The 17,455-nt window shown below is 65.7% G+C and carries 17 protein-coding genes and 1 tRNA gene; 8 read left to right on the plus strand and 10 right to left on the minus strand.

Annotated features, from left to right (window positions below; translation table 11 throughout):
* Positions 1-57: 57 nt before the first annotated feature.
* Positions 58-1,362: a polyhydroxyalkanoate depolymerase gene (phaZ, locus tag CRO07_RS13110; RefSeq protein WP_097031143.1), complete on the plus strand. Its 1,305-nt coding sequence runs from the start codon at positions 58-60 to the stop codon at positions 1,360-1,362.
* Between the two features lie 45 nt (positions 1,363-1,407).
* Here phaZ and CRO07_RS13115 read toward each other — a convergent pair whose 3' ends face one another.
* Entirely contained in the window at positions 1,408-2,154 is a 747-nt protein-coding gene (locus CRO07_RS13115; protein WP_097031144.1) for an alpha/beta hydrolase, read from the minus strand.
* Positions 2,155-2,305: 151 nt separating this feature from the next.
* Here CRO07_RS13115 and thrS point away from each other — a divergent pair, with 151 nt between their 5' ends.
* Together thrS and CRO07_RS13125 are read left to right on the plus strand one after the other, a co-directional pair.
* Positions 2,306-4,246 carry a threonine--tRNA ligase gene (gene thrS / locus CRO07_RS13120; RefSeq protein ID WP_097031145.1) on the plus strand — a complete coding sequence of 647 codons (1,941 nt, stop codon included), beginning with the start codon at positions 2,306-2,308 and terminating at the stop codon, positions 4,244-4,246.
* A gap of 484 nt (positions 4,247-4,730) precedes the next feature.
* Positions 4,731-4,937 (plus strand): cold-shock protein, encoded by a 207-nt coding sequence (locus CRO07_RS13125; RefSeq protein WP_002720550.1) that lies wholly within the window; start codon positions 4,731-4,733, stop codon positions 4,935-4,937.
* Positions 4,938-4,986: 49 nt separating this feature from the next.
* On the opposite strand, the gene CRO07_RS13130 is transcribed toward CRO07_RS13125, so the two are convergent.
* From CRO07_RS13130 to CRO07_RS13155, 6 genes are all read right to left on the minus strand, one after another.
* On the minus strand, positions 4,987-5,313 hold the full coding sequence (locus CRO07_RS13130) for an arsenate reductase family protein (protein ID WP_097031146.1): 327 nt from the start codon (positions 5,311-5,313) through the stop codon (positions 4,987-4,989).
* Positions 5,314-5,377: 64 nt separating this feature from the next.
* Positions 5,378-5,782 (minus strand): DUF2177 family protein, encoded by a 405-nt coding sequence (locus tag CRO07_RS13135; RefSeq protein WP_097031147.1) that lies wholly within the window; start codon positions 5,780-5,782, stop codon positions 5,378-5,380.
* A 26-nt stretch (positions 5,783-5,808) separates the two neighbouring features.
* On the minus strand, positions 5,809-6,288 hold the full coding sequence (locus CRO07_RS13140; RefSeq protein WP_097031148.1) for a dihydrofolate reductase: 480 nt from the start codon (positions 6,286-6,288) through the stop codon (positions 5,809-5,811).
* Positions 6,288-7,184: a thymidylate synthase gene (locus CRO07_RS13145; protein ID WP_097031149.1), complete on the minus strand. Its 897-nt coding sequence runs from the start codon at positions 7,182-7,184 to the stop codon at positions 6,288-6,290. The genes CRO07_RS13140 and CRO07_RS13145 overlap by 1 nt, the downstream gene beginning before the upstream one ends.
* 152 nt (positions 7,185-7,336) lie before the next feature.
* Positions 7,337-8,551: a vWA domain-containing protein gene (locus CRO07_RS13150; protein WP_097031150.1), complete on the minus strand. Its 1,215-nt coding sequence runs from the start codon at positions 8,549-8,551 to the stop codon at positions 7,337-7,339.
* Between the two features lie 83 nt (positions 8,552-8,634).
* A complete protein-coding gene (locus CRO07_RS13155; RefSeq protein ID WP_097031151.1) occupies positions 8,635-9,549 on the minus strand; it encodes an AAA family ATPase in 915 nt (304 codons plus the stop codon).
* Between the two features lie 262 nt (positions 9,550-9,811).
* On the opposite strand from CRO07_RS13155, the gene CRO07_RS13160 reads away from it, so the two are divergent.
* The 5 genes from CRO07_RS13160 to aroQ all read left to right on the plus strand — a co-directional run bounded on the left by CRO07_RS13160 (position 9,812) and on the right by aroQ (position 15,501).
* A complete protein-coding gene (locus tag CRO07_RS13160) occupies positions 9,812-10,690 on the plus strand; it encodes a hypothetical protein (protein ID WP_141400067.1) in 879 nt (292 codons plus the stop codon).
* 66 nt (positions 10,691-10,756) lie between these two features.
* A complete protein-coding gene (gene pyrC / locus CRO07_RS13165) occupies positions 10,757-11,797 on the plus strand; it encodes a dihydroorotase (RefSeq protein ID WP_097031153.1) in 1,041 nt (346 codons plus the stop codon).
* Positions 11,798-11,873: 76 nt separating this feature from the next.
* Positions 11,874-12,566: an orotate phosphoribosyltransferase gene (locus CRO07_RS13170; RefSeq protein ID WP_097031154.1), complete on the plus strand. Its 693-nt coding sequence runs from the start codon at positions 11,874-11,876 to the stop codon at positions 12,564-12,566.
* A 269-nt stretch (positions 12,567-12,835) separates the two neighbouring features.
* Entirely contained in the window at positions 12,836-14,326 is a 1,491-nt protein-coding gene (locus CRO07_RS13175; protein ID WP_097031155.1) for a replicative DNA helicase, read from the plus strand.
* Between the two features lie 734 nt (positions 14,327-15,060).
* Positions 15,061-15,501, plus strand: coding sequence for a type II 3-dehydroquinate dehydratase (gene aroQ / locus CRO07_RS13180; RefSeq protein ID WP_097031156.1), 441 nt, complete (start codon positions 15,061-15,063; stop codon positions 15,499-15,501).
* 653 nt (positions 15,502-16,154) lie between these two features.
* On the opposite strand, the gene CRO07_RS13185 is transcribed toward aroQ, so the two are convergent.
* From CRO07_RS13185 to cobU, 3 genes are all read right to left on the minus strand, one after another.
* Positions 16,155-16,231, minus strand: a tRNA-Arg gene (locus tag CRO07_RS13185).
* A 65-nt stretch (positions 16,232-16,296) separates the two neighbouring features.
* Entirely contained in the window at positions 16,297-16,875 is a 579-nt protein-coding gene (locus CRO07_RS13190; RefSeq protein ID WP_097031157.1) for a histidine phosphatase family protein, read from the minus strand.
* Entirely contained in the window at positions 16,872-17,426 is a 555-nt protein-coding gene (cobU, locus tag CRO07_RS13195; RefSeq protein WP_097031158.1) for a bifunctional adenosylcobinamide kinase/adenosylcobinamide-phosphate guanylyltransferase, read from the minus strand. The genes CRO07_RS13190 and cobU overlap by 4 nt, the downstream gene beginning before the upstream one ends.
* Between the last annotated feature and the right edge of the window lie 29 nt (positions 17,427-17,455).

Genomic DNA, 17,455 nt, shown 5'->3' on the forward strand with positions numbered 1-17,455 from the left:
CTGCCTCCGGGGGAGATATGTGCAGGAACACAGGCCTCCACCGGGCAGGGATGAACTATGAAATATATGACAACCTATGACGTCATGGAGACCGCGCGCAACACCAACGAGTGGTTGGGCGCCACGGCGAGGGCGATGGCCTCTTATCCGGTCTTCGCGCTTTCCATGAATCCGGCCCTGAACCTGATGGCGGCCTGGGGCGAAGTGACCGAACGCAGCTTTTCGCGCATGGTCGCCAAGCCCGACTGGGGCATCCGCTCGATCGTGGGCGAGGATGGCCAGGACCATCTGGTGGACATCAAGACCATCGTGGAAAAGCCTTTCGGCAACCTTGTTCAGTTCTTCGTGCGCCGCCGTGCGCCGATGGCGCGCAAGGTGCTGCTGGTGGCGCCGATGTCGGGCCATTACGCGACACTGCTGCGATCGACCGTGCTTAGTCTGCTGCCGGACTGTGACGTGTATGTGACGGACTGGCACAATGCGCGCGACATTCCGGTGTCGGCCGGCAAGTTCGACGTCGAGGATTACACGCTCTATGTCGTGGAATTCATGCGCGCCCTTGGCCCCGACACCAATGTGATCGCGGTCTGCCAGCCGGTGCCGCTGGTTCTGGCGGCGACGGCCTATCTGGCCGGCGAAGATCCAAGCGCGCAGCCGCGCACCCTGACCCTGATCGGCGGCCCGGTCGATCCCGATGCTGCCGCGACCGAGGTGACCGATTTCGGCCGCCGCGTGACCATGGGGCAGCTGGAACAGCTGGCGATCCAGCGCGTCGGCTTCAAATACATGGGCGCGGGGCGGCTGGTCTATCCGGGCCTGCTTCAACTGCAAAGCTTCATCTCGATGAACATGGAACGTCATTCCCAGGCGTTTCAGGAACAGATCGTGCGCGTGGCGCGGGGGCAGGCGTCCGACCATGACGCGCACAACCGCTTTTACGACGAATATCTGGCCGTGATGGACATGACGGCCGAGTTTTATCTGTCCACCGTCGAGCGGGTGTTCAAGAACCGCGAGATCGCCCGGAACGAATTCGTGGTCGCGGGGAAAAAGGTCGATATCGGCGCGATCACCGAAGTGGCGGTGAAAACCGTCGAGGGTGAGAAAGATGATATCTCGGCCCCCGGCCAATGCGTCGCGGCGCTGGATCTGCTGACCGGGCTGCCGGCCAGCAAGAAGGCCAGCCATGTGGAACCGGACGCCGGCCACTATGGCATCTTCGCCGGCAAAAGCTGGCGGTTGAACATCCGGCCATTGGTGCTGAACTTCATCGACCAGAACGCGCCGAAACCGAAGCCGAAGGTCGTGGTGGCAACCGTGCCGCAAACCCCGACCACGTCGCCCGCTGCGGCAAACGGCTGATCCATCCCCCGGACGGGCGCCCCGCAACGGGCGCCCGTTCGCGTTTCAGCGGGGCAGGATTTCCGTCACCGCGGCCTCGATCATCGCAAGGCAGTCCGGGGTCGAAAAGCGGTGATCCGCGCCCTTGACCAGCGTCAGCCGGATGTCCGGCCCCGTCGCATGGTCCAGAAGCCGCAGCGCCACCGCGGGCGGCACGTCGGTATCGTCGGTGCCCTGCAACAGCCGCACCGGGAACGGCAAAGGCAGGGCGTCGCGCAGCACCAGATGGGTGCGCCCGTCCTCGATCAGGCGGCGGGTGATGACATAGGGTTCATCGGAATAGTCCGAGGGCAGGCTGACCCGGCCATCCCGTTCCAGCGCCCGGCGCTGATCGGGGGAAAAGCCCTGCCACATCGAATCTTCGGTAAAGTCGGGGGCGGCGGCGATGCCGACAAGGCCCGCGATCCGTTCAGGACATTCGCGCGCCAGCAGAAGCGAGATCCAGCCCCCCATCGAAGACCCCACCAGCACGACCGGCCCCGCGATCAGGTCCAGCACCGCACGGGCATCCTGAAACCAGTCGCCGATGGCCCCATCCAGAAAGGCGCCGCCCGACGCGCCATGCCCGGAATAGTCAAAGCGCAGGAACGCGCGGCCCGATGCCTCGGCCCAGGCTTGCAGATGCAGCGCCTTGCTGCCTGCCATGTCCGATTTGAAGCCGCCGCAGAACAGGACGGCCGGGCCGCGGCCATCGGTCAGGCGATAGGCAATGCGGCGGCACTGGGGGGTTACAAGAAAGCTGGGGTCTGGCATGGCATCCTCCGGTTTGGGCCTTGTCCTAGCAAAGCCGCCCGACCGCGGCCACCCGGCCGTTGACTTCCGCCCCCCCGGGGCGCAGAAGCGGGCCGCACATAACCCGCAACCGGGCGCAATCGTAGGCGCCAAACCGACGAGGAGAGCCACAATGGCCCCGATTTCCCTGACATTTCCCGACGGCAACATCCGCGAGTTTCCCGCCGGCATCACCCCTGCCGAAGTGGCGGCCCAGATCTCGACCAGCCTCGGGAAAAAGGCGATCTCGGCCAGCGTGGACGGCCGGCACTTCGACCTGCAATGGCCGATCACGGCCAATGCCTCGATCGCCATCCACACCATGGCCGACGAGGCACAGGCGCTGGAACTGATCCGGCACGACCTGGCCCATATCATGGCCCGCGCGGTGCAGGAGCTTTGGCCCGACGTCAAGGTGACGATCGGCCCGGTCATCGCGAACGGCTGGTATTACGACTTTGACCGCGAGGAGCATTTCACCCCCGAAGACCTGGGCGCGATCGAGAAGCGGATGAAGGACATCATCAACGCCCGCAATCCGGTGAAAACCGAAACCTGGGACCGCGCCCGCGCCATCGCCCATTACGAAGCGCGCGGCGAGAACTTCAAGGTCGAACTGGTTCAGGCCATCCCCGAGGATCAGTTGATCCGGATGTATTGGCACGGGGATTGGCAGGATCTGTGCCGCGGCCCGCATCTGCAACATACGGGGCAGGTTCCGGCCGATGCCTTCAAGCTGATGTCGGTGGCCGGCGCCTACTGGCGCGGCGACAGCGCCAACAAGCAGCTTCAGCGCATCTATGGCGTGGCCTTCAAGACCCGCGACGAGTTGAAAGCCTACCTGCACATGCTGGAGGAAGCCGCCAAGCGCGACCACCGCAAGCTGGGCAAAGAGATGGAGCTGTTCCATCTTCAGGAAGAAGCCCCGGGCATGGTGTTCTGGCACCCGAACGGCTGGCAGATCTACCGCACGCTGGAAGATTACATGCGCGGCCGGCTGCGCAAGGCGGGTTACAAGGAAATCCGCACCCCGCAGGTGGTGGACCGCAAGTTGTGGGAAGCCTCGGGGCACTGGGCGGCCTACAAGGAAAACATGTTCATCGTCGAGGTCGAAGAGGAACATGCCAAGGAAAAGCGCATCAACGCGCTGAAGCCGATGAACTGCCCCTGCCATGTGCAGGTCTATAATCAGGGCCTGAAATCCTATCGCGACCTGCCGCTGCGGCTGGCAGAGTTCGGTTCGTGTCACCGCTATGAATCGTCGGGTTCGATGCACGGGCTGATGCGGGTTCGCGGCTTCGTGCAGGACGACGCCCATATCTTCTGCACCGAAGACCAGATCGAGGCCGAATGCGCCGCCTTCATCGAACTTCTGTCCAGCGTCTACAAAGACCTTGGCTTCGACAGTTTCGAAATCAAGCTGTCCACCCGCCCCGAGGTCCGCATCGGCTCGGACGAGGCATGGGACAAGGTGGAAACCGCGCTGGAAAACGCGATCAGGAAGGTCGGCGCCGCCTATGAGATCGACCCCGGCGAAGGCGCCTTCTACGGCCCGAAGCTTGACTTCAAGCTGACTGACGCGATCGGGCGCAAGTGGCAGTGCGGCACCTTCCAGGTTGACCCGAACCTGCCCACCCGTCTGGGCGCGGAATATATCGGCGAGGACGGGGCCAAGCACCGGCCCTACATGCTGCACCGCGCGATCCTTGGCAGCTTCGAACGCTTCATCGGCATCCTGATCGAGAACTATGCCGGCAAGCTGCCGTTCTGGCTGGCGCCGCGGCAGGTGGTGGTGGCCTCGATCGTCTCGGATGCCGATGACTATGTGGCCGAGGTGGTGGCGGCGCTGTGCGCCCGCGGCGTCCGGGCCGAGGCAGATACCCGGAATGAGAAGATCAACTACAAGGTGCGCGAACATTCGGTGGGCAAGGTGCCGGTGATCCTGGCCATCGGGATGCAAGAGGTCGAGGCGCGCAGCGTCTCGGTCCGCCGTCTGGGCGAGACCCGGACCGAATCGATGCCGCTGGATCAACTGGTCGACACCCTCGCCGCCGACGCCCGTCTGCCCGGCTGATTCGCGCCATGCGCCCTTGCGACCCGGAGTCCGCGGTAAAAAGCCGGCCCCGGGTCGTTTTCATTCGCCAAAGCGTCGACCTGGGACTACCCTTTCAGGATACTGACCCCTCTTGCGGTCCGGAACGGCCGGAACATGCTTAAGGTGAAGTTCTGCAACCTATTGGCAAGACTTTGGTCGTATATGGCGCGTCAATTCGCCTACTACGCTCGCCAGACTGTCGAGTTATTCAAAGGACCGGCCGCGATCCGTGGCCCCTTCCGACGCCAGGCCCGGCCCGCGCTTTTGCCCGCGCGGTGAGCAAATACTTGTTTCCGCACAATTATTCATTGGCGCTTGATTTTCGGCCGCGCTTTGGCATCCTTTCGCACAGTGATAACAGACGTTCTGACGCTTTCCTGTTTCCAGGGCATACGCGGCGGACCTGGATGCACGGCCCGCGGCAATGACGCCGCGGGTGAAGGCTGACGAAGGGAGAGACGGAATGCCGACGGGCACCGTGAAGTGGTTCAACAGTACTAAGGGCTTTGGCTTCATTGCCCCCGATGATGGCGGCAAGGACGTTTTCGTCCACATCTCGGCGGTCGAACGGGCCGGCCTGAAAGGGCTCAGCGACAACCAGAAGATCGGCTACGAGTTGCAGTCCGGCCGCGACGGCCGCTCTTCGGCGGGCGACCTGCGGCTGCTGTAAGCAACCGATCGCGCGTGACGATCGAGACAGCCCACGCCGTGGGCTGTTCTCATCCCAGAAGCCTGCGCTGCACGCCCACATCCCATCCCAGCAACAGGGTTTCCTCGGTCCGGATCACCGGCCGCTTCATCAGCGTCGGCTGCGCAGCGATCTGCGCCTCGGGCTCCGAGGCTTTCAGCCAGTCCGACAGCCCGCGCCAAGTGGTCGACTGGCGGTTCACGATGGCATCACCAAAGGCGGTCACGAACTCGGCAATCTCGGATTCGGTCAGCGGGGCTGCGCGCACATCGCGAAACTCGACCGTATGGCCGGCGGCATCCAGCGCCTTGATGGCCTTCTTGCAGGTGTCGCAGGTGGAAATGCCGTAAAGGATCATGATCCGCTTCCGTAAGGGTGTCCGGAGCAATTCATGCCATATCCGACAGCCTGCGCAAGTCGGCTCAGACCGGCGCGACCAGACGTGTGACCGCCACGCCCACCCATGCGGAAACCCCGGTCAGCACCGCACCCCATGTGACATCCATCGCCACCATCGCCGGATGCCAGTCACGCATGATCGCATAGCTGGTGAATTCGTAAGTGCCATAGGCCACCGCCCCCAACACCGCGCCCCCCACCAGCGCCGGCATCAGCATCCCCTCGCGCAGCGCAGGCCAGGACACCAGCCAGATCAGCCCCGCCACATAGCCCAGATAAAACAGCCCCGCCGGCAGAAGCCGAGGGCTCTCCAACATCAGATGGCCGATATGGGCATCGAACAGCGGCTTCATCACCCGCGACAGCATCAGCGCATCAAGACCCAGAAACACCAGCGCCGTGACGACATAAAGAACAAGCAGAGTCATTCGCTTTCCCCTGACTGCGGCCGATCTCAGCGCCTGCGCAGATATTCGTGCAGGATGCACGCCGGGCCGTCCCTGCGCAACTCCATCCGCGAAATGCAGGTCCAGCCCGCCGGATCGAAATCGGGAAAGAAAGTGTCGGCCCCCTCGACCGCCAGATCCACCTCGGTCAGCAAAAGCCGGTCCGCCAGCGGCAGATGCGCAGCAAAGATCCCAGCCCCGCCAATGGAATAGATCCGGGCATGCCCCGCCGCCCGCGCCGCCGGAATCGCCGCATCAAACCGGCAGAACACCGCCTCGCCCTCAGGCGCCCCCGAGGTCACGACGATGTTCATCCGCCGCGGCAGAGGCCGCTTCGGCAAACTCTCCCACGTCCGCCGGCCCATGATGACCGCGCCCCCCAAGGTCTCGCGCTGGAAGAAGGCCAGATCCTCGGGCGCATGCCAGGGGATCGTGCCCCCCTTGCCAATCGCGCCCCCCTTCGCCCGTGCCACCACCACCGTCAGCATCAGACCGCCACCTCTGCCCGGATCGGCGGATGCGGATCATAGCCCTCAACCACGAAATCCCCGATCCGATAGTCGTCGATGCTGCCCGCCCGCCGCAACAGCCGCATCCGCGGCCACCCCCGCGGCGCCCGGCCCAACTGCTCGCGCGCCTGATCAAGGTGATTCAGGTAAAGATGCACGTCCCCCCCGACCCAGACCAATTCTCCCGGTCGCAGATCGGCCTGATCGGCCAACATCACCTGCAACGCCGCCGCACCCGCAAAATTGAACGGCGCCCCCAGCAACAGATCGACGGACCGCTGATACATCAGACAATTCAGCCGCCCGTCCGAGGTCACATGATACTGATAGACCATATGACAGGGCGGCAGGGCCATCCCCTCCAGCTCACCCACATTCCAGGCATGAAACAGCATCCGACGACTGGCCGGATTGCTGCGCAACGTCGCAATCAACGTGGCAATCTGGTCATGCTCGCGCCCGTCCGGCCCCAGCCAGCGCCGCCACTGCTTGCCGTAAACCGGGCCCAACTCGCCCCAGCGCAAGGCAAAGACCTCATCCTCGACAATTCGGCGCTCGAAATCCACCTGCGAGATCTCCTCGCCGGTCTCGCGACGATAGGCCGCCAGCGGCCAGTCGGTCCAGATCCGCACATTCTCCAACAGCAGCGGCCGAATGTTGGTCCCCCCGGTCAGGAACCACAACATTTCCTTGACCGCCGTCTTCCACCAGACGGTCTTGGTGGTCAGGATCGGCACAGACCCGCCCGACAGATCGAACCGCATCATCGCGCCAAAGACGGACAACGTTCCCACCCCGGTCCGATCCACCCGACGATCCCCGGCCTCCAGCACATGCGCCAGAAGATCAAGATACTGCTGCTCGGACTGCCGCATCCACCTCTCCGCAGGCCCGACGGCCCAAACCATGCGCACGGGCAAACGGCCCGCGCCTCTTTCATTCTGGCGCAAATATCCCGGGGGTCCGGGGGCAGCGCCCCCGGCGATCCCTACCAGAGCCACACCCGGGTTTCCATCCCAGGATAGCCTCAGAACCCACGCCCCCGCGGAACAGTCGACAGCGCCTCGGCCAACGCCTCGAGCGAGGCCACCGAATGCGCCGCGCGCAAACTGTCCACATGGGGCAGCATCGCCCGGATGCCCGCCGCCCGCGGCGCGAATCCGTCCCAGCGCAACAGCGGGTTCAGCCAGATCAGCCGCCGCGCCGACAGATGCAGACGCTCCATCTCACGCACCAGCGCCGCGGGATCACCACGGTCAAGCCCATCGGTGATCAGCAACACCACCGCCCCCTGCCCCAACACGCGCCGCGACCAGTCGCGATTAAAGACATGCAGGCACTCGCCGATCCGGGTGCCGCCCGACCAGTCCTGCGCCTCGGCCCCGGCCGCGGCCAGCGCCGCATCGACATCGCGGCGGCGCAGGTGACGGGTGATGTCGGTCAGGCGCGTGCCGAAGGTGAAGGCATGAACCCGCGCCCAGCCCTGCCCCTTCCGGTTCATCACCGCATGGACGAAATGCAGAACCAACCGCGAATAGCGCGACATAGACCCCGAAATGTCGCACAGCACCACCAGATTGGGCCAGCGATCGGTCGGGCTTTTGCGCGCGATCCGCGCAAGATCGCCGCCCTGCCGCAGGGCTTGCCGCAGCGTGCGGCGCAGGTCGGGCCGGCTGCCGGTGGTCGAGGCCACAGCCCGGCGCGACAGAAGCGGCGGCACAGGCAGCGACAGCCGGGCCAGCATCCGCTTTGCGGCCTCGATCTCGTCTGTGGACATCTGTTCGAAATCGAGGCGCTTCAGCCGTTCGTCGCGCGAAGCGGTCTCGGACGCGTCAAACTCGATCAGGCTGCCTTCGGGCTCGGGCGGGTCACGTTCGGGGCGGGGGGCACCGTCCAGCAGCGCCTCGGCCGCGCGCTTTTCGGCCGGTTCGGGCGGGCGGTCGTCATGAAGGCCGCGCAATTGCGGCAGGAGCAGGCTCATCATCTGTTCAAGAAACTGCGGGTCGCGCCAGTAAAGCCGGAACACCTGGGCAAAAACGGCACGATGTTCGGGGCGCGAGACGAAGCAGGCGTGAAGCGTCCAGAAGAAATCCTCGCGCGAGGTGAAGCCTGCGACCTCGACCGCGCGGACCGCATCGACGATCCGGCCCGAGCCGATGGGAAGGCCCGCCTTGCGCAATGCGCGGGCGAACCACAGGATGTTCTGCGCCAGTTTGCCGTCCGGGAGGGCGGTGGGTTGCATGGCTTAGATCACCGGGCCACGGCGGGGGGCGCTGCCCCCCGGACCCCCCGGGATATTTGAGCCAGAATGAAAAGGGGGCCGGGTCATGCCGGGGCGAGGTCGCGGCGGGCCTCGTCCAGAAGGCGGCGGGTTTCGGAGCCCTGGAGTTTCTGGATGTCGTCCTGGTATTTCAGCAGGGCGCCGAGTGTGTCGGCGATGACTTCGGGGGACAGCTGGATCACGTCGAGGGCGAGCAGGCATTTCGCCCAGTCGATGGTTTCGGCGACGCCCGGTTTCTTGAACAGATCTTCGCGGCGCAGGCGCTGGACGAAGGCCACGATTTCCTGGCTGAGGGCGTTCTGCGCTTCCGGGGCGCGGGCGGAGAGGATCGCCAGTTCGCGCGCGAAGTCGGGATAGTCGACCCAGTGGTAGAGGCAGCGGCGTTTCAGCGCGTCGTGGACCTCGCGGGTGCGGTTCGAGGTCAGGATCACGATCGGCGGTTCGGGGGCGCGGATGGTTCCGAGTTCGGGGATGGTCACCTGAAAATCGGAGAGGGCTTCCAGCAGGAAGGCTTCGAACGGCTCGTCCGTGCGGTCGAGTTCATCGATCAGCAGGACGGGGGCGCCGCCGGGTTGGGGGCGCATGGCTTGCAGGAGCGGGCGTTCGATCAGGTAGGCTTCGGTGAAGAGTTCCGATTTCAGCGCGTCGCGGTCGGCGGTGCCGGCGGCTTCGCTGGCGCGGATCGCGATCATCTGGGCGGCGAAGTTCCAGTCGGCCACGGCCGAGGCGGCGTCGAGCCCTTCGTAGCATTGCAGCCGGATCAGGCGGCGGCCGAGGGCGGTGGCCAGGGTCTTGGCGATCTCGGTCTTGCCGGTTCCGGCCTCGCCTTCCAGAAACAGCGGTCGGCCGAGTTTCAGGGCGAGGAAGGTGACCGTCGCCAGCGCGCGGTTGCTGACATAGCCATGGGCCGCCAGAAGGTCGGCGGTGGCGTCGATCGAGGCGGGCAGGCTTAGGGTCAAGGCGGGTCTCCGGCTGTCGGCCGAGGGTGGCCGAGGCGGGGTATCGGGGTCAAGCCGCGGTCGGGCGTCTTGCGACCAAGGTCGGGGCGGGTGGACAAAATCGTCATGCTTTTGCCTCAATGCCCGCATCAACTGGACATGTCGGGAGACCATAAAGGGAATGGGCGGCATATCTCTGCCCCCGCGACTGCGAGGCCCTGACATGACCATCCCTTCCGCTTCCTGTGCGTCTTCCGCCTTTGCCGGTGATCGGGGCGTCTGGTTGCGGCATATCGAGGAGGTCGGCGAGGAGGCGGGGTATTTCCAGCCGCTTGGTGCCCGGCACCACGCCTTTTTCCGCGACGAGGGCGCGACGCTTGTCGTCAGTTTCGAGACACAGGAGGAGATCCGCATCCGGAGGCCGGACGGTCTGCCGCTGGGCGATGCGGTGGCGCGGGCCGAGGGCTGGTCGTCGCTGTGCCTGATCGCGGACGGGCCGACCTGGTATCGCGATCCGGCGGTCTATCGCTATTTCGACCGGCTGGTGGACGATGCCTTTTTCGAGGATTTCGACCGGGTGGTGTTTCATGGCGCCGGGATGGGAGGCTATGCCGCCTGCGCCTATTCCTTGACCGCACCGGGTGCCGTGGTGGTGGCAGTCAGCCCGCGGGCGACGCTTGATCCGGCCCGGGCGGGGTGGGACGGGCGCGACCGGGCGGCGCGGCGGCTGGATTTCCGCGACCGCTATGGCTATGCGCCCGACATGGTCGAGGGCACCGGCGAGGTGTTCGTGCTGCACGATCCGGCCGAGCCGCTGGATGCGATGCATGCCGCATTGTTCGGCGCGGGAAATGTCCGCCATCTGCGCTGTCGCAACGCAGGCGAGCCGCTTCAGGCCCTGCTGGAGCGGACGGGGATGACGGCGGCGCTGCTGCGCGACGCCGGGCGCGGGACGCTTGACCTTGGGGCGGCGGCGCGGATCTGGCGCGGGCGGCGGGCGGCGGTCGATTACCTTGTGCATCACCTGGCGTTGAACGCGCGGCACCCCGAGCGGGCGCGCCGGGTGCTTCTGACCGCGGGGCGGCAGGTCGAGGCGCGGCAGTTGCGTCAGCAGTTGCTGGCCTTGCGCGCCCGTGTGCAGGCAGAGGCGCGGTCGGCCTGACGGATGCGGGTGGGCGGCGGCACCGACTCACTGGAAATGCGCGGGGCTTTGCAGTAGGCGGCAGGCATGACCCAGAGCCTGACCCTCCGCCGCCCCGACGACTGGCACCTTCACCTGCGCGACGGCGCGATGCTGAAGGGGGTGCTGCCGGAAAGCGCACGCCACTTTGCCCGCGCCATCGTGATGCCGAACCTTGTGCCGCCGGTGGTGACCGGCGCGCAGGCCGCGGCCTACCGCGACCGCATCCTTGCCGCACTGCCGGAAGGTGCCGCGTTCGAACCGCTGATGACCCTTTACCTGACCGAGACGACCGACCCGGCCGATGTGCGCGCCGCGGCCGTATCGGGGCTGGTGAAGGCGGTGAAGCTGTATCCGGCGGGGGCCACGACCAACTCGGCCTCGGGGGTGACGAATTTCGACCGGGTGCGCGAGGTTCTGGAAACCATGGCCGAGATCGGCCTGCCCTTGTGCGTGCATGGCGAGGTGACCGACCCGGCGGTGGATATCTTCGACCGCGAGGCGGTGTTTCTGGACCGTGTGCTGGACCCGATCCGGCGCACGGTGCCGGGGCTGCGCGTGGTTCTGGAACATGTGACGACCGCGGACGGGCTGGATTATGTGCGCGGCGGCGGGCCCGATATCGCCGGCACGCTGACCACGCATCACCTGATCATCAACCGCAACCATATCCTCGCCGGCGGTATCCGGCCGCATTACTACTGCCTGCCGGTGGCGAAGCGTGAAACCCATCGGCTGGCGCTGCGCCGTGCCGCAACCGGGGGCGAGGCGTGCTTTTTCCTTGGCACCGACAGCGCGCCCCATGCCGATGCGGCCAAGGAATCGGCCTGCGGCTGTGCGGGCTGTTTCACCGCGACGAACACGATGGCGATCCTTGCGCATGTGTTCGAACAGGAAGGCGCGCTTGACCGGCTGGAAGGGTTCGTCTCGCTTCATGGCCCCGCCTTCTACCGCCTGCCCCCGAACGAGGCGCGGATCACGCTGGTGAAGGGCGGCCCGGTGGACATGCCGGCCAGGATCCTGACCGAGGCCGGCCCCGTCACGGTGTTCGATCCCGGCTTCCCGCTGCACTGGCGCGTGAACGGCTGACGCTTCGGGTTCCCCCATTCTTGCCGCAACCCGATGTCGCACGACCGGCACGCGGCCCGCTGAAAGGAAGATCACGATGATCCCCACCTCTTTCCCCCCGCGCGAGGAAATCGCCCGCCTGACCGCGCGGATGCTGCTGGAAATTCAGGCCGTGCATTTCCGCCCGCACGAGCCGTTCACCCTGGCTTCAGGGTTGCCGTCGCCGACCTATATCGACTGCCGCAAGCTGATTTCCTATCCGCGCATCCGGTCCACGCTGATGGATTTCATGGCGATGACGGTGATGCGCGACGCCGGATTCGAGGCGTTCGACAACGTGGCGGGCGGTGAAACCGCGGGCATCCCGTTCTCGGCGCTGGTGGCCGAACGGCTGGGCCTGCCGATGACCTATGTGCGCAAGAAGCCCAAGGGCTACGGCCGCAACGCCCGTATCGAAGGCGTGATGACCGAAGGCCAGCGCGTGCTGCTGGTCGAGGATCTGACCACCGACGGCGGATCGAAACTGTCCTTTGTCGATGCGATCCGCGACACCGGCGCGACCTGCGCCCATACGGCGGTGATTTTCTACTATGGCATCTTCCCCGAAACGATGGGCCGGCTTCAGGCCCATGGCGTGACGCTGCACCATCTGTGCACATGGTGGGACGTGCTGGCCGAAGCCCGCGCCGCAGGCAGCTTTGACGACGCCACACTGGCCGAGGTCGAATGTTTCCTGTCGAACCCGCGCGATTGGCAGGACGCGCGGAAACCGGCCGATGGCGGGCGCTGACCGCCGCCGCAAGCTGGGGACAACCTGACAGGCCGCCGCGCAGAATCGGCCAGAAGCTGCGATTGTCGGCTGTGATGACCGCAAGATGTGGTAGGCTTGAACCTAGGGTCGGGCTTATCCACAGGCCGTCCACAGGGTTCAGGCCGGGCCATCCCCCGTTCTGTGCCCCCCTGCCCCGGACCGGCAACTTGGGGTATGAACTCGGACCGCAGCCAAGGTCGCCCGCGAGTGGCGACAACGAACGAAAGAGCAGAGAGGCCAGAGCCGACATGAACGAGGTCAGGGCACTTCGCGACCCCCAGCCCGAAAAGGCGCCCGAGGCGCTGCCGCACAACATCGAGGCCGAGCAGCAACTGCTGGGCGCGATCCTGACCAACAACGACATCTTCGACCGTATCGCCTCGGTGATCCGGGCCGAGCACTTCTTCGACCCGGTGCATCAGCGCATCTTCGAAATCTCGGCCGCACGGATCCAGAAGAACGCGCTGGCCTCGCCGGTGACGCTGAAGGCGTTTCTGGAAGACGATCCGGGGCTGAAGGAACTGGGCGGGCCCGCCTATCTGGTGCGTCTGGCGGGGGCCGCGATCTCGGCCTTTGCCGCGCGCGATTATGCGCAGATGCTGTATGATCTGGCGGTTCGGCGCGAGTTGATCGGGCTGGGCCGGGACATCGCCGCCAAGGCCGCCCGCGTCGATGTGACGTCCGAACCGAAGGAACAGATCGTCGAGGCCGAACAGCGGCTTTACAAGCTGGGGGAACAGGGCCACGCCGAACGCGGCTTTCAAAGCTTTCTGAAGGCGGTGACCGACGCGGTGAACGTGGCCAACGCCGCCTATCAGCGCGACGGCGGGCTTGCGGGGATCTCGACCGGGCTGGCCGATCTGGACAAGAAGCTGGGCGGTCTGCATCCGTCCGACCTTCTGATCCTTGCCGGGCGGCCGTCGATGGGCAAAACCTCGCTGGCCACCAACATCGCCTTCAACATCGCCAAAGCCTACAAGCGCGGCCGTCACCCCGACGGCAGCGAAGGCGCGGTGGAAGGCGGCGTCGTGGGCTTCTTCAGTCTGGAAATGAGCGCCGAACAGCTGGCCGCGCGGATCCTGTCGGAAGCGGCCGAGGTGCCTTCGGAACAGATCCGCCGCGGCGACATGACCGAGGCCGAGTTCCGCCGTTTCGTCGAAGCCGCCAAGGCGCTGGAAGCCTGCCCGCTTTATATCGACGACACGCCCGCCCTGCCGATTTCGCAGGTCGCCGCCCGCGCCCGGCGGCTGAAGCGGACGCATGGGCTGGACGTGCTGATGGTGGACTATCTTCAGCTTCTGAAAGGCACTGGCGGCTCTCGTGACAACCGGGTGCAGGAAGTATCCGAGATCACCCAAGGTTTGAAGGCGATCGCCAAGGAACTGAACATCCCCGTGGTCGCGCTGTCGCAGTTGTCGCGTTCAGTGGAAAGCCGCGACGACAAGCGGCCGCAATTGTCCGACCTGCGCGAATCCGGCTCGATCGAGCAGGATGCCGACGTGGTGATGTTCGTCTTCCGCGAGGAATACTACCGCGAGCGTGAAAAGCCGGGCGATCACGAGATGGAAAAGATGGCCCAGTGGCAGGCGCTGATGGAGCAGGTTCACGGCAAGGCCGAAGTCATCATCGGCAAGCAGCGCCACGGACCGATCGGCTCGGTCGAACTCAGCTTCGAGGGCCGTTTTACCCGGTTCGGCAACCTTGTCCGGCCGTGGCAACAGGGCATCGACAGCTACTGAAATCGCGGGCGGGGCGCGCCCCGCCCCGGCCTTACCCCCGCGCCGCCGGGCGGTGGGGGATGATGCCCGCGCCCGGTCTTTTTCGGTCACGGTCAGCTCGGTAAAGATTTCGAACGCATCCACGCCCTGATGGAAATACAGCTCGTTTCCGTTCAGGAACTGCGCACCCATCGCCTTGATCCGGGCAAGGACGGGGTATAGACCGCATCGCCCCCCCTGCCCCCTTCGGGCCGCGGCGAGCCCGGACCGGCCGACCATCCCCAAGGGCTTCCAGTTCATCCCCCCGTCGAAGCCCGCTTCCGCGCATTGCACCAGCACCCGGCGAAGCTCATCCCGGGCTCGGCCGGGGGGATGAGATCGCAGGTCACGTTGCGGCCCACCGACAAACCGCAGGCCGGATGCAGGATCGACGAGCGGGTGGCGGTGAGGCTGCCGCCGATCAGGCCCAACCGGAAGGTGCGGTCGGGCGCGGCGGCGGAAGAAGCGGTCTGGGTCAGACGGCCATATCCACGCGAAAAGGGGAATGGCGATGGAGTCCCGGATTCCAGCCGTTCCGTCCGCTGCCTTTCTTGGCGTGACCGGCAATCCTGATGTTCGTTTCCGGGCCCGCTCGGGCCTTTCGCCGGCTGCGGCGCGGGGCCCCTGGGTGGACGCGGCGCCCCCCTTCTGCAATCAAGATCGCAGACCGGCCGAAGGGCCGCGCCCAAGGGGCATCGAGCGATGGGGGAAAACCGATGACCAAGACGATCTACATCCTGAACGGTCCGAACCTGAACCTGCTGGGCCAGCGCCAGCCCGAGATCTACGGCCATGACACGCTGGCCGATGTCGAACGCAACTGCGCCACCGTCGCGACCGAAAAGGGCTTTGCGGTCAAGCTGTTCCAGTCGAACCACGAAGGCGTCATCATCGACACCATCCATGAGGCCCGCCACGCCGCCTGCGGCATCGTCATCAATCCGGGCGCCTTCACCCATACCTCGGTCGCGATCCTTGACGCGCTGAACACCTTCGAGGGGCCGGTGATCGAGTGTCACATCTCGAACGTGCACAAGCGCGAGAGCTTCCGCCACCATTCCTATGTCAGCCTGCGCGCCGATGGTGTGCTGGCCGGGCTTGGGGTCGAGGGCTATGAACTGGCCGTGCGCCGGATCTGCTCGCTGCTGTCGAAGTGACCCGCGCGAGGCTTGTGGCCCTTCCGCCGATCGCGGCGCGGGCGGGGCCGCAGATGCTGGCTGGCCTCGCGATGGCAGAGGATGCCGGTCCCGCAGGGGCATGGTGGCGGCCTGCCCCCATGCCATTGATCCCGGCCCGGTCCGGCGTTTCGGCGGCTAGCCCGAATAGAGCGTAACCACTCGATTGGGGCCGCCCTTGCGCGTTCGGCAGACATCTGGGGTGTCTGATACGACGTCGTTATTGGCGTCGTTACGGACGTCACCAAGACCCAACCGGTGGCGACGAGTGCTGCTGCACGCCCGATGAGTCGATGCCTGTGTATTCCAACGAAGGGGTGGAGTTGGCCGACGCTCTCGAACTTGCGCGCAACTTCCTGGCTGCCAGGGCGGCGGTCTTGGATGCAGTCGCTGGGGCGCGTGTGATCGAGCGGTTGCTCTGCCGGTGAAAAGGAAAGGCCGGCACTGATGAGGTGCCGGCCGTGGGCTTTGCGGGGCCAACCGCTCCGCCCGTTTTGCATCGCGTGGCTTGGTCTTCGATGACCTGGACGATTCGTAGATAGGTCTTTTTTCGCCTATCGAAAACGCCGATGAACCGCAGTTTCTGTGCGGGTTTCTGTGCGGTTCCAGTGCGTCGCGTAAATTATTGAGAAGCTTGGCGCACCCGAAGGGATTCGAACCCCTGGCCTCTGCCTTCGGAGGGCAGCGCTCTATCCAGCTGAGCTACGGGTGCGTTGGCGGGGGTATAGCCGCTTGCCGGTGCGGCTGCAACAGGATGTCGGCGCCGCCGGCGATAATTCAGGCCCGATAGTTCACCTGACCTGCGGTCCAGCCCAACGGGCCAAGATGGGTCGTGGTGATCGACAGCGGCTCGATCCGGTGGGCGAAGGCTTGCTGCACATCAAGGCCAAGCGCGGTCTGAAGTCCGACCAGAATCGGCCCGAAATGGGCGACAATGATGACATCTTCGCCCGGATGGCGGGATACCAGATCGGCGACGGCCGCCGTGACGCGGGCGCGAAGCTCGTTCCAGCTTTCACCGCCCGGCGCGCGGACGGGGCCGGCGTTTTCCCAGAAGGCGCGGATGCGGGCGGGGGTGCCGGCCTCGATCGCGGCAAAGCTGCGCTCTTCCCATGCGCCAAAGTGGATCTCGCGCAGGCGGGGGTCGTGGGGCAGCCGCTGCCGCCCGTGGGCCAGCGCATCCGCGGTCGCGCGGGCGCGAATCAGGTCGGACGAGATCACCAGAGCCGGCCGCGGAAGTGCCGCATCCAGCCGCGCGACAGCCGCAGTGTCGGACAGATCCGCCGGCCGGTCGGTCCAGCCCAGCATCACGGTCGCATGTGTCGGCCCGTGCCGGACCCAGTGCAGCCGCGTCACGCCACGCCCTTTGGCAGTTCGCCCTTCAGCACCATCGGCAGGCCCGCCATCACCGCCACCACCAGCCCCGCGCTGGCGGCAAGGCGCTGGTTCAGCCGGCCCTGTTCGTCACGAAACCGCCGGGCAAGCGAATTTTCGGGAACTATCCCCCAGCCCACCTCGTTGGAGACCACGACAACAGGCGCCTGACAGGTCTCAAGCGCATGAAGAAGCGAGGCGATCTCGGCATCAAGATCGTTTTCGGCCAGCAGGTGATTGGTCAGCCACAGCGTCGCGCAATCCAGCAGCACGCAAGCCTTGGGGGGAATCCGTGACAGGACAGGGCAAACATCGCGCGGAGCCTCGACCGTGTCCCAGCCGGCGCCGCGATCCTCGCGGTGGGCCGCGATCCGTGCGGCCATCTCGTCATCCCATGCTTCGGCGGTTGCCAGATAGATCCGGGGGCGGCCTGTCCCAATGACCAGCCGCTCTGCCATCCGCGATTTTCCGGACCGCGCACCGCCCAGAACAAGCGTCAGCGGCGGCAGCGCCAAATCATGTGATCCGGACATGGGTTTGTTCCGTAGTATTTACCGAGACG

Source organism: Cereibacter ovatus, from assembly GCF_900207575.1.
Taxonomy (GTDB): domain Bacteria; phylum Pseudomonadota; class Alphaproteobacteria; order Rhodobacterales; family Rhodobacteraceae; genus Cereibacter_A; species Cereibacter_A ovatus.